This window comes from Pseudoalteromonas sp. SG43-1 (assembly GCF_014164415.1).
GTDB classification, from domain to species: domain Bacteria; phylum Pseudomonadota; class Gammaproteobacteria; order Enterobacterales; family Alteromonadaceae; genus Pseudoalteromonas; species Pseudoalteromonas distincta.
Map to the genome: position 1 here is coordinate 53,627 of NZ_JACJFD010000030.1, position 13,170 is coordinate 66,796.

Annotated in this window: 9 protein-coding genes and 1 pseudogene; 6 read left to right on the forward strand and 4 right to left on the reverse strand. The window is 36.3% G+C overall.

Annotation, left to right across the window (positions count from 1 at the left end):
- Positions 1-114 precede the first annotated feature (114 nt).
- The 4 genes from H5159_RS17795 (at position 115) to bfr (H5159_RS17810) (ending at position 4,613) form a co-directional block, all read left to right on the forward strand.
- Entirely contained in the window at positions 115-1,185 is a 1,071-nt protein-coding gene (locus H5159_RS17795; protein WP_182716308.1) for a PepSY domain-containing protein, read from the forward strand.
- A gap of 72 nt (positions 1,186-1,257) precedes the next feature.
- Positions 1,258-3,393, forward strand: a complete 2,136-nt coding sequence (locus H5159_RS17800) for a TonB-dependent receptor (RefSeq protein ID WP_182780781.1) — start codon at positions 1,258-1,260, stop codon at positions 3,391-3,393.
- A gap of 272 nt (positions 3,394-3,665) precedes the next feature.
- Entirely contained in the window at positions 3,666-4,136 is a 471-nt protein-coding gene (bfr, locus tag H5159_RS17805; protein WP_002958985.1) for a bacterioferritin, read from the forward strand.
- Between the two features lie 12 nt (positions 4,137-4,148).
- Positions 4,149-4,613 carry a bacterioferritin gene (bfr, locus tag H5159_RS17810; protein ID WP_002958984.1) on the forward strand — a complete coding sequence of 155 codons (465 nt, stop codon included), beginning with the start codon at positions 4,149-4,151 and terminating at the stop codon, positions 4,611-4,613.
- Between the two features lie 65 nt (positions 4,614-4,678).
- Here the strand turns inward: bfr (H5159_RS17810) and H5159_RS17815 are convergent, their stop codons facing one another.
- Positions 4,679-4,873, reverse strand: a complete 195-nt coding sequence (locus H5159_RS17815) for a (2Fe-2S)-binding protein (RefSeq protein ID WP_002960627.1) — start codon at positions 4,871-4,873, stop codon at positions 4,679-4,681.
- Between the two features lie 342 nt (positions 4,874-5,215).
- On the opposite strand from H5159_RS17815, the gene H5159_RS17820 reads away from it, so the two are divergent.
- Positions 5,216-5,773: a TMEM165/GDT1 family protein gene (locus tag H5159_RS17820; protein ID WP_182780782.1), complete on the forward strand. Its 558-nt coding sequence runs from the start codon at positions 5,216-5,218 to the stop codon at positions 5,771-5,773.
- A 61-nt stretch (positions 5,774-5,834) separates the two neighbouring features.
- On the opposite strand, the gene H5159_RS17825 is transcribed toward H5159_RS17820, so the two are convergent.
- From H5159_RS17825 to H5159_RS17835, 3 genes are all read right to left on the reverse strand, one after another.
- Entirely contained in the window at positions 5,835-6,359 is a 525-nt protein-coding gene (locus H5159_RS17825; protein ID WP_182780783.1) for a DUF6436 domain-containing protein, read from the reverse strand.
- Positions 6,343-7,809, reverse strand: a complete 1,467-nt coding sequence (locus H5159_RS17830; RefSeq protein WP_165723367.1) for a methyl-accepting chemotaxis protein — start codon at positions 7,807-7,809, stop codon at positions 6,343-6,345. The genes H5159_RS17825 and H5159_RS17830 overlap by 17 nt, the downstream gene beginning before the upstream one ends.
- Positions 7,810-7,955: 146 nt before the next feature.
- Positions 7,956-8,507 carry an isochorismatase family protein gene (locus H5159_RS17835; protein WP_182695210.1) on the reverse strand — a complete coding sequence of 184 codons (552 nt, stop codon included), beginning with the start codon at positions 8,505-8,507 and terminating at the stop codon, positions 7,956-7,958.
- Between the two features lie 166 nt (positions 8,508-8,673).
- On the opposite strand from H5159_RS17835, the pseudogene H5159_RS17840 reads away from it, so the two are divergent.
- Positions 8,674-13,170: pseudogene (locus tag H5159_RS17840) on the forward strand (EAL domain-containing protein); the annotation flags it as partial.

Consider the following 13,170-nt stretch of genomic DNA (forward strand, 5'->3'; position numbering starts at 1 on the left):
AGCCCAATTTAATGCTCTTAATAACAAGCTAAACCAAATACATAACTATTTAATTGAAAACAGCTCGTATTATCATTTACAATATTGTCATTAACTCATAATGAGATACCGTTTTTGAAACTTTGGTTACGTAGAATTCATTTAGGCCTTGCCCTAATTAGCGGACTATTTTTATTAATAGTGAGCCTAACCGGTGCTGTTATGATTTATGCAAAAGACATACAGCACCTAATAGAGCCTGAGAAATGGCAAGTAACACCCCAAAAAAACTTAATGCATTACGATGAACTTATACAAAATGTACAAGCTCAAACTAAGCAAAAAATCACCTTTTTTATGCCCGAACAAGCGCCAAACGCAGCATGGCAATTTCGGTTAGCCAATAAACACTACGCCAGTGTTAACCCCTACTCAGGGAGTGTACTAAACATCTATGAATCAACCGATACGATTTATGGGTTTGCTATGGGATTACATCGTTGGCTGTTGTTTGAAAACAGTAAAGGTGAAAAAACCTTTCGAAATTGGATGTCGGTGTGTGCATTGCTACTTTTAATAAATGTATTACTGGGCTTTTATTTATGGGTAAAGCCCAAAAACAGAGTTAAACGTTTAGCTATAAAACCAAAAGCCAAATTTAGAGTGCTCATGTATCAATTACATACAGTGCTTGGTGTTTACTTTTTTATACCGCTTATGCTGATTGCCTTTACTGGTATGGCATTTAACTGGAAAACACAAACTCAATCGGTATTAGAATTTGTGACCTTAAACAAGGTAGAACAAAGACCTAAAGCACCAAAAGTAATAACCCCTTCTCAAGCTACTTTAAACTACAATGAAGCAATTAAAAATGCAGAGAACGTATTTCCAGACGGTAAATTATATAGAGTTTACTTACCTAAAAAGGATGACGAAGCAATTGCACTGAGAATGCAAAACCCTGGCGAAAGCCACGCTTACAGCTGGGTTTGGACTAACCCATTTACTGGTAAAGTATTAAACTCATTTGACGCCAGTAAAACTAACTTCGCAACACAAGCATGGAACTTCAAATATAAGTTTCACATTGGTGATTTTGCAGGTCCTATCGTGCAGTTTTTATGGTTATTAATAGCCCTTTCACTCGCATTTTTTATTGTAAGCGGTGTGTATTTCTGGTTAAAACGCCATAAATGGAAATAAATCTCATTAACACTTGTGTCATTAATTGATAATAATTACCATTACGTAAATTATTATCAACTAAGACACCCCATGTTAAAAACTTCGCTTTGCCTTATTGCTGTTGCAATAAGTACTAACACGTTAGCAAATGAAAATAATAAAAATGAATACAATTCTGATCAATTTGAGCATGTCATTGTTTCAGGCAGCCGTATATCAGAAAGCATTGACGAAGTACCAGCCTCGATCACCGTTATTAATCAGCAACAAATACAACAGCATTTAAAAGTAAGCTCAGAATTGGGAAGTTTACTCGCGCAAATGGTTCCTGGCCTTGCCCCAGATACAGGCAGTTCAAGTAATTCAGGACAAACACTACGCGGCCGTGCGCCTCTAATAATGATTGATGGTGTACCGCAATCAACACCTCTTCGTAATGGTTCTTTAGGCGTAAAAACACTTGATGCAAGTGCAATAGCGCGCATTGAAGTCATAAAAGGCGCAACGTCTATTTATGGTAATGGTGCCTCAGGTGGCATTATTAACTACATAACAAAACAAGCGCGTAGTGATGGTAAACCGGAAGGCGAAATAAGTATTTCAAGCCGCTCTAGCGCTGTTAAATTAGCAGAAAGTGGTGGCGGTAGAGTATCAGCCGCAGTAAACGGTAAGCTCGACCAACTAAGCTACCTGTTAACGGCAAGCTATGAAGAAAACGGCGTACAACGCGATGCACAGGGCGATATTTTAGGCTTGCAATATGGTTTATCAGACTCTGAAACTCAAAACTATTTTACCAAACTAACTTATGATTTTGACGACGAAAAGCAACTGCAGTTCAGCTATAACTTTTACAGCTCACAGCAAAAAACTGATTTAGGCGATGTTACTGGCGATGGCAATATAGGGGAAAAAACATACGCTATACACGTCCCATTAGCGCTTCAAAAACAAGGTAAACCGCAAGGCCCAGAAGGCAACGAAAATATAACCCTAAAATATGTTGATTACGCGTTGTTTGAAAACACACAAATGACCCTCGATCTGTATAAACAAAATATAGAAAACGTATTCTTTTTCTCAACCGCTTTAGCCAATCTTGATGAAGGTTATAGCGGTGGTCAATCGGTTATTAAATCAGACAAGCAAGGTGCAAGAGCTACATTTAATAGCCAGTTTGATTTTGAAAACCTAACAGCCACTCTAATCTACGGTATTGATGCCTTAAATGATAAAACATCGCAACCTTTAGTAGATGGCCGTGTGTGGGTGCCAGAAATGGACATGAAAAGTGTGGCTGGCTTTTTACAAACCAAATGGGTAATAAACGACGATATTATTGTAAAAGCGGGTGTAAGAAACGAAAGCATTGATTTGAGTGTAAGTGACTACCAAACGCTAAAACTTTGCAAAACCGTATCTCAATGTTCAGTACCATTAAATGTGCGTGGTGATACCATAAACTATGACGCTACAACGTATAATGCAGGCATAAAATACAATTTAACAGATGCATTCAGCCCATTTTTTAGTTATTCACAGGGCTCTGATATTTCTGATATTGGTCGCCTACTTCGCGCTGCAACTGTTGACGATATTGCACTTGTTCAAACACAAGCCTCAATAATCGACAATTACGAAATTGGTTTTACCTCACAGTTTGAAAACGTACGTTTTGAATTTGCTCTTTACAGAAGTACCTCAGAGCTTGGTACAAGTAATGAGTATAATGAAGTAACGGGTGTTTACGAACCCGTACGTGCACCACAAGAAATATGGGGTTACGAAGGGTTAGTTAATTATACTATTAACCAAGACCTTAAATTAAGCGCCACATACAGTTACGTAGAAGGTAAAAACACCGAAGCTGATGACTACCTAGGCGCAAGCCAAATTAGCCCACCCAAAGCAACGGCGAATGTAACGTGGCAAACAAATGACGAGCTATCGCTTGCAATGAGCTTTTTATATGTAGGCGACAGAAAGCGCTTTGATAAAAATGCACAGGGCCAATACTCTGGCGATCAGGGCCCTGTTAGTAGCTACAACACATTCAACTTAAGTGGCCAATACAATGTTAACGCCAGGTGGAGTGGGTATTTTGGAATAGAAAATCTATTTAATAGCGATTACTACCCTGCCCGCGCACAGGCTTACACCTACGGTGGATATAATATTAAAGGATTAGGCACAACCGCAACGCTGGGTGCTAAATACCAGTTTTAATTAGTGATAGACTCAATAAATAGGCATCAGCATGCCTATTTATTTAAAAAGATAATATGAAAAGCAGTATCTCTACTTATTGTTTATAAATACCTCTAGTAATCATTCTCAGATACTAATACAAATAAAAAACTGTCCATAAACCAAGCAGTAACGCAAACTTAAATAAGAATCAAAACCAATAGTAACGCAATGATTTTTATAGAGAAAACTTGCAATATAGGCTATATGTACTACACTGCATACAATTGAAATAGTTGAGGCGATTTATCATGAAAGGTAATCAAAAAGTAATCGATGCGTTTAATACATTGTTAGCTAACGAATTAGCAGCAATCGATCAGTATTTTATACACTCGCGCATGTATGACGACTGGGGTTTAAACAAACTATACGAGCGCCTTAACCACGAAATGGAAGAAGAAAAAGATCACGCAGACTGGCTTATTAAGCGCATCTTGTTTTTAGAAGGTGTACCAAATATGACTAAGCGCCGTGATTTACTTATCGGTAACGATGTAAAAAGCATGATGCAAAACGATTTAACACTAGAGCTTGAAGTAGTTGCGTGTGTTAAAGACGTAATCGCAATATGTGAAGAACAACAAGATTATCAATCTCGTAGCATTTTAGAAAAGCTGTTATTTGATACCGAAGAAGATCATGTTTACTGGTTAGAGCAACAACTTGGTCTAATTGATAAAATTGGTTCTGAAAATTATCATCAAGCACAAATGGCTTAGTAGGAGCATATTATGAAAGGCGATAAAGACGTTATTGCAGCGCTTAATAAAGTACTCGCTAATGAGCTTGTTGGTATTAACCAATACTTTTTACATGCACGTATGTTTAAAGATTTTGGCTTTACACAGCTTGATAAAGCAGACTACAAAGTATCAATTCAAAAAATGAAAAACGCTGATCGTTTAATTGAACGTATTTTGTTTTTAGAAGGCTTACCAAATCTTCAAGACCTAGGCCGATTACGTATTGGTGAAAACAGCGAAGAAATGATTGCTGCTAACATGAGTTTTGAACTCGATACTATTGACGAGTTACGAAGCGCCGTTAAACTGGCTGAAAGTAAAAAAGATTACATTACCCGTGAAGCCCTTGATCACATTTTAAATGAACAAGAAGAGCAAATTGATTGGTTAGAAACCCAACAATTACTTATTAAAAATACGGGTATCAAAAACTACTTACAGTCTCAACTGTAAATAGTAACAAGCATAAAAAAAGCAGCTAAAAAGCTGCTTTTTTTATATCTAAATTTTATATGTAATTAAGCAACTTGATCCGTTACATCCGCAATTTGAATAAGTCTGCGATTAAGGATCTTTTTAGTACAACCACAACACTTACCGCATTGGCTGCCTACTTTAAGCTCTTTGGTTAATTCACGCATGGTCGTTGCACCATCGTCAATTGTTTGCTCAATTTTTTTATCAGTCACACCGTGACAAAGACAAATATACATCAATACAAACCGTGTTAATTACATTCAATAGGTGCATACTAATCTAAACGACAATTGTTATCAATAGCTTCCTCACTAATAAATATAAATTATTTATTAGTGTATGGTATTTGTTCTCTTAACTATATTTACCTAAGAATAAAGTTATGGAATAATGGCCGCCTCTTAGGGGAGTAGCCCGCTCAGTAATGAGTAAACTTATCAACATAATTGCACCTCATGTGCATGGTAAGTTTGTAATGTTGTAGCAAGCGTTATCGGCGAGACCTAGGTAGACACTATCCTCATGGCGGGAGATAGTTGTTTGCCTTGGTTTAGTATTCCCGCCTGTAAGAATCAATAATGGAAGTTTTTTTAACCTCAACCGTCACTGTTACACTTGCCGAAATTGGCGATAAAACCCAGCTTTTATCACTCCTGTTAGCTGCTCGTTTTCGTAATAAAGGCGCACTTATTTTTGGTATTTTAACCGCAACTTTACTCAATCATGGCCTATCAGCGTGGTTTGGGCAGTGGTTAAGTAATAGTTTTTCTTCTGAATATTTACCTTGGCTTGTAAACATCAGCTTTATTGTTGTTGGCCTTTGGCTATTAGTTCCAGACAAAGACGAAGATGTAAGTAGTAAATACGATAGCTACGGGGCTTTTTTAGTCGCTTTTGTATTATTTTTTATTGCAGAAATTGGTGATAAAACACAAATAGCGACAGTGTTGCTAGGCGCACAATATCAGTCTGTGTTTTGGGTAACGGTAGGAACCACTTTAGGTATGCTAATTGCTAACGTGCCTGTTATATTTGCTGGTAATGCATTACTAAAAAGAATATCTCTAAACACCGTACGTGCTATTGCTGCTTGTGTGTTTGTGTCATTAGGTATTTATGGCTTAGTTACAATTTAATCAATATTAAAGCTCGAACCTGTTAATTCAAGTGCGAGCTTTAATTTTTTCTGCACGTTATTTATGCATTGTTTACACAGTAACACCCTTTGGTTTGCGTAATTAAAAGGTTGGAATTAAAACCTACAGCTAAATTAGTGACCGCAGTTTCAACAAAGCCACTTCCTTGGGCACACGCTAATCCTTCAGAGAGCGGACCGGCATAAACAAACTCACCGTTTTTATTAATAATAACGGCGGCAGGCGTTGCCGGAATAACGTGTTTAAGCTTTGGTGTTAATTCAACTTGTACAACCTTCATAGCTTTATTGGCAGCAAAAGAGCTTAACGATGAAATATGCGACTTAGCTTGTATGGTGCACCCGCAATTTTTTTCAGTTATAAGCACTAACGACGCTTCATTAGTGTCAACCCAGTCCAATTGCTTTTTAAAGTTATTAAACCAGTGCTTTTGCAATAAAACTTTTGAGCTATCAAACGGTTTAAGTTGCTCTAACTGAAAATAAACTAAACCTGCAACAACACAAACAAGCCATATAGCTATAAGCGAAAATACAAAAGAGTTAGATTTATTTAAACTTGGCAATGCTTTGCTCTAATACATCAATACTTACATCGATTAACTGCACCTTAGCGGTTAACTGCTGCACTATTTGCGTATCTTGGTACTGATTTTGGCGCATAGTATCAGTACTGCTTGCTATTAACTCGGTATTACCTGCCTGCTCCGCTACAACTTGTGCAACTGAGTCAGAGCTTGAAGATACTGCGGCTATTTGCTCGCTCATTGCTGAAATATTTTCTTTCATTGCAGCACTAATACTTGTTAAATCAACTACAAAACTCACACACTGACTCATTGATTGCGTTGACGTTTTACTATTATTAACAAGATCTTTTAATGTAAGACTAATTTTATCTGTTGTTGCTTTACTGTGGTTAGCCAAAGATCTTACCTCATCAGCAACAACAGCAAAACCTCGACCGTGTTCGCCTGCGCGGGCAGCTTCAATAGCTGCATTTAAAGCAAGTAGGTTTGTTTGCTCAGCAATGCCTGATATTTCATTAAGAAGCCCTGAAATAACATCGCCCGCTGCCACTAAGTGATTTATTTTTTCTTCGGTATGATTAAGCAGTGTTAACAACTCTCTACTTTTAGCGTCTGTTTGAAGCACTTCTTTTAATGCATCACCTGCAGATTGTGTAATATGGTCAACTTGGCGCTTAAGCACCTCACTTTCTTCTTCTACAAGTTTAAAGCCATTGGCAACTTGAGCGCCAGAATTAGCAATATCATCGGTTTGTTGTGTGCGTTGAACCGCACCACTCGCTAACTGATCGTGTACATCAATAAGCTCTTGTGAGTTTTTTTGCAATGATTCTGATTGTGTTTGTACCTGTTTAATAACATCAGATAAGTAATCTAGTAATGTGTTAAATCCTGCTACAGCTTCGCTTTTAGTGTCATCCGCGCGAAGAGAGAGTTTAATGTTTTCAGGATCTTTCATTATTTGTTCTGTCGCATAACTTAAAGATAAGCCCGCACGACGTTCCCGTTGCAGCGTTTTTGCAATATAGCCTGCAACTAATACTTCAACTATTGCGTATCCAGCATGAATTAGCACCGTAGTAAAAGCGAGTCTATCAGGGTCAAATACGTAAAAACCCGTATTTTGAGTTTGTAAATAATAAAAAGATAAATGATGTACCGCTACAAAAATAATAGCGGTAATAAACACTCGCCACTGTACAAAAACAATTAACATGGGCATTAAAATAAATATTTCAAAATGGACTTCAATCAGCCCAAAAGTTTGTTGTATGTGCAAAAAAGAAAACATCATTATGGCGGCAGCTACCACATGGGGGATAATAGGGCTATCACCTTGTGTTTTTAAAAGCCATATAGGTAATAAACACAATGGCAAACCTATCATAAAAGCCTGCGCTAATGTGTCGAAATACAAGCCTATAGCAATAGACTCGACAAACAAAAGACTGAAAATAATTGTAAATAACCGGCCAATACTAGACATAAAAACCTTAAAATTGTTGTTTGCATTGTTGTTTTATAAAGCAGTCTGCAATATACGTATATAAACGAGTTTCAGTTTACTTAACACAATAATTAACTAACGACACATCAAAGCAATACATTTTATTTACATTACATGCATGCGGTCTACTTAATTATAGGCAGTATTTTCTTAAACGTAGGCGTAGCAGCTTTTTTTGTCCATTGAAAAATTACTATTTCAGCGCATGAAATTACAGCTCCAGCTTGACGTAGCTGCTCAATCGCCAAATTTTTATGTTGTGGGTTTCTCGAACCAACTCCGTCGTAAACAATAATAACTTCAAAGTCATTTTCTATTAAATCTAAGCATGTTTGTAAAACACACACATGTGCTTCAGTTCCCACAACAACAACTTGCTTTTTACCATGGCTTTTTAACGTATCAACAAAACCAGGCTCTGCACACGCACTAAAGTACGTTTTATGAAAATACGTGGCATTAGGTAACGTATTTTTAATTTGCTGATTAGTCTCGCCCAAACCTTTCACATATTGCTCCGTTACTAAACATGGAACGCCATGAATAATACCCGCTTGAGCTAACTGCAATGTGCTTTTTAAAATATTCGGAAAATCTTTAATTGCAGGAGCAAGCAACTCTTGTAAGTCTATAACTAATAACACGCTGTTTTTTGCATCAATATTAGAGAAAAGCACTATACTCTCCTTATAAGCATTTACTATTATCTGTATAGAGTAGCTCACTATTTAAAAATAGAACTTTTAGCGTTATGTATATTATTTGTAATTAAAAAATAAAAACTTATGCTATATTTACTATCTAGCTAAGCATCATCCTATCTTCCACTGAGAGTGTTTATAAGTGCGTTTGAGCAAATTTTTTTTTCATATCACCATTACTTTTTTACTATGCCTCCAAAGCACTTTTGCATCACAAAACTATGCTCAGCAGTTACAACGAATTTCTACTGACGAAGGCCTATCGCAAAGTTACGTTTTGCAGACTCAAGAGGATGATATTGGTTATATTTGGATAGCAACCCAACAGGGTTTAAATCGTTTTGATGGATATAATGTAAAAACTTTTAGTGGCGGCTTTGGCCTGGATAAACACTATATTTATGCATTATTTAAAGCCGAAGACGGAAAAATCATTGTCTCAACAGATCTTTCTGGTGCCTATATAATAGATCCCCTCACTTTAAAAACCGAAAAAATCTATTCTGGTCAAATAGATAAAGAACAAAAAATGTTCTCTCCGATTTCTGCAATGACTCAGCAACAAAACACTTTTTATTTCGCCATAGATGCTCAAATATATACATTTGATGAGACGAGTAAACACTTTACATTTAAGCTAACCCTACCAAATAAAGGTGACTACATTCGGTCATTAACAATATATAAAAACACTTTATATATTGGTACAAATGATGGTTTATACACTGCAGATATAGATAATTCAGAACTTGTAAAAATACCTCTTCATCCCCCTGAAAAAATACGATAGATAATGTAAACGTCAAATTCTTAAGTATTGATAATGAATTAGGATTACTTGTTGGTACTGTTGAAGGCATGTATCAATTAGCATTTGATAATAAAAAAAATATATCTGCAGCAAATATTACAACTTTAATCCCTGATTATAATATATGGGATTATGCCAATACTGTTTACGGGGAGTTTGTAGCAACCGAAAGTGGATTGTTCAGTTATCACCGCGAAACCAAAGAACTAGAATTCGTATTAAATTATGAAAAAAGTAAGTTTAATATTAATGAAAACTCAATAAACGATTTAATGGTTGATAAGTCCGGCGTACTTTGGCTCGCATCTAGGACCCAGGGCGTGTTTACATGGCCAATTAAAACCCGACGGTTTAAACACATTACTTTACCCGGTAACAATACTGTTCATGCCACCTACCAAGACAAAAATAATATTATTTGGTTAGGAACAGAAGATGGAATTGCACGGTACGACAAAGCAACAAATAAAAGTGATGTATATCTGAGCTCAACCGACTCAAAAGCAATATACGGGGCATCTGCCGTTTATGATATTTTTGCGTCTTCAATTGGTGATAATCAATTCCTTTGGCTTGTTACTTTCGATGGTTTTAAACTGTTTGATAAACAAACGGGTAAAATTATTGAAAATAAAGACACAGAAAAAGATGTAATTAACCAATCCAACTTATTTGGCTTTGCCCAGTTATCTGCAGACACATATGCATTTATGTCGGATGATAATTTTTATGTTTTTAATGAAACAACAGGAAAAACAAGAATTATTAAGGGGCTCAAAGAGCAAGCCGATCCTTTATTTTCTTACGCTTTTTATAAACACCTCGACACACATCCTGAAGAGTTTGTACTTGGCACATCAAAAAGCTTCCTTAGGTACAACGAAAAAACGAAAACTTTAACGACTATATTTCAGTCTTTTAATCCTAAAGAAGATATTTTTTACACTGTAGAAAACTTTTACTTAGACTCAAAACGAAACATTTTATGGTTAGCAACCACTCACGAAGGTTTGCTCGGCGTTGACCCCGTTACTTATGAAATAAAGCACTATATAGGATTAAAAAATTCGTTTAATACTGATTCTATCTATTCACTACTTCCTGATAAAAACGGCTTTTTATGGGCAAGTACCGACAATGGTCTTTATCAAATAGACCTAGATACACTCAATGTAGTGAGTTTTTCAGTAAAAGACGGTTTGAATATAAACCAATTTACACCAATAGCGGCAGCAACACTAAGCGATGGCAGGCTTATGTTCGGCAGCAATGCTGGAGCCTTACTTTTTAATCCGTTAGACTTTAATGAAGAAGAACAATTACAAAAAAGTAATCTGGCTATTACTGACATTAGCCTCCTTACTAGGGAACTCAATTACAATCCTCATAAATACCTTAGCAAACCACTTGAATTAAATTATGAAGACATGGGATTGACGGTTAGCTTTTCTAACTTCTCTTACCCTAATATTGATAAAGCATATTATAAAGTAATCCTTTCAGGGCCTACGTCTCTTACATATGAAGATTTACAATCTAATCAAGTGTTTTTCACAAAGCTTCAACCTGGTAATTACTCACTAAAAATATCAGCACATAATCGTGATGGTATTATTACAAGCGAGCCTACAACACTTAATATCAACGTGGCGTATGCTCCTTGGAAATCGCCCATTGCTATAGCCACCTACATTATTTTAATTCTTGGGGTGTTATTTTTTATTTTTTGGCAGTATCGCAGCCGTCGAGTAGCAATTGAACAAGCCCATAGAGCGACTATTCATTCGCAAAAGCAAACAGAACTCGCGCTTAAAAATAATAAAAGCGGCGTATGGGATTATAACTTTAAAGACGCTTCCGTAAATACGCTCAGAGGAAGTGAATTGGGCTATACAGACTTACCAGAACGCGTGCATATAGATCAATTTTTAGCGTTGATACACCCTGACGATCGACGTCGTTTTGAAAACCAATGGGAAAACTACTTCAAGTACAAAAAACAACAAAACTGGCAAGCAACTTACCGTTTACAGCATAAAAATGGCCATTGGCTCTGGTATCAAGATACAGGGCAAGTTATATACGATCCTCAAACAAATGAGCCTCTATATGTTTCTGGCATATATACCAATATCACCGAGCAACGAGCTAATGAGCAACAAGCAAAAATTTTAGGTGAAGCGTTTAGCCAAATAAACGATTGGTTACTTATACTCGATAAGCGTTTAATGCCATTTTCTGCGAACAATAGTTTTATTGAAACATTTTCAAACGAGCAAACGGCCACCAAAATTAGCCCTAAATTGTTTATTAAAGCAATTGGTAAAGATAAGTGCAGAGAGTTTGCTAGTATTTTAAAAAAATTAAAACCAACTGAAAACTGGCAAAGTGATGTTTATATAAAAACAGCAAGAAATAATGAACACCCAATACATATAAGTGCCACAGCTGTAACAAAAGACACTGCAAGTTACTATGTGATTGTTATTACAGATTTAACTGAACAAAAACGTGCTGAAAACGAACTGCGCTATTTGGCTAATTTTGACCCTCTAACGCACCTACCTAATCGTAGTTTAATGTATCAAAACATTGAAAAGGCGATTAAATATGCCGATAAAAACAATACCCAATGCGCATTATTATTTATTGATTTAGATAAGTTCAAACCTGTTAATGACTCTTTTGGTCATGCAGTAGGTGACAAGCTGTTATGTAATATTACCCAAAGAGTAAGCGGTATGCTTAGCGAAAACGCTATACTTGGCCGCCAAAGTGGTGATGAATTTTTAGTGCTGATTCAAAATATAAAATCACTCCAATCTCTTCGCGATAACGTAAGAAAAATTAGTAATGAATTAGCTAATAAAGTAATTATTGAAGACTTCTCTATTAATATTTCAGCAAGTATTGGCGTAGCTCTGTACCCATTCGATGCTATAACCACAGATATACTCATCCGTAATGCCGATGTTGCAATGATGCACGCTAAGCAAGGCGGGAGAAACGACTTTAAGTTTTTTAGCGATGAAATGAATGAGCTAATAAAACAAAAATTACTGCTTGAAAATGATTTAAAAGATGCAGTAAAAGACAACCGATTTTTTAATCACTACCAGCCTATTATCGACATAGAAGAGAAAACAATAAATGGCGTGGAGTTACTCATGCGCTGGAAAAATGAAGGCCAGTTAATATCTCCAGCTCTTTTTATTCCTGTAGCTGAGGAAACCGGTTTAATAGAACTTCTTACTGAGCAAGCCTTGCACCGCTCACTAATTGAACTTGCGCCTATACTCAGCGAAAACCCGTTGTTTTATATATCTTTAAACTTATCGCCTAAACACATTTTAAAAACAAACATAACACAGCGGTTAATGGCTATATTAGCGGACTCTCAAGTTCATCCAAGACAATTAAGGCTCGAAATAACAGAGAGTATTTTATTAGAAGATAAGCTTAAAGCAGCCAAACAGCTGCAAAACCTAAAAGCTGCTGGGTTTAAATTACTGCTTGACGATTTTGGTACAGGATACTCATCACTCACCTACTTAAGCCAATTCCCTATTAATGTTATTAAGATAGATCAAAGCTTTGTAAATAGTATTGGTATAGATAAGGGAGATGAATCAATTATTAAAACTATTTTTTCATTGGCAGAAAACTTAGATCTATACTGCATTGCAGAAGGAGTAGAAACGCGCGAACAGATGCTCTTTTTAGCCGAGGTTGGCTGCCATGTATTACAGGGTTATTACTTTGCAAAACCAATGAATGCTAAAGACTTACGTAAAAGCGATTGTTTTAGCAATATCATTGATTTGATTT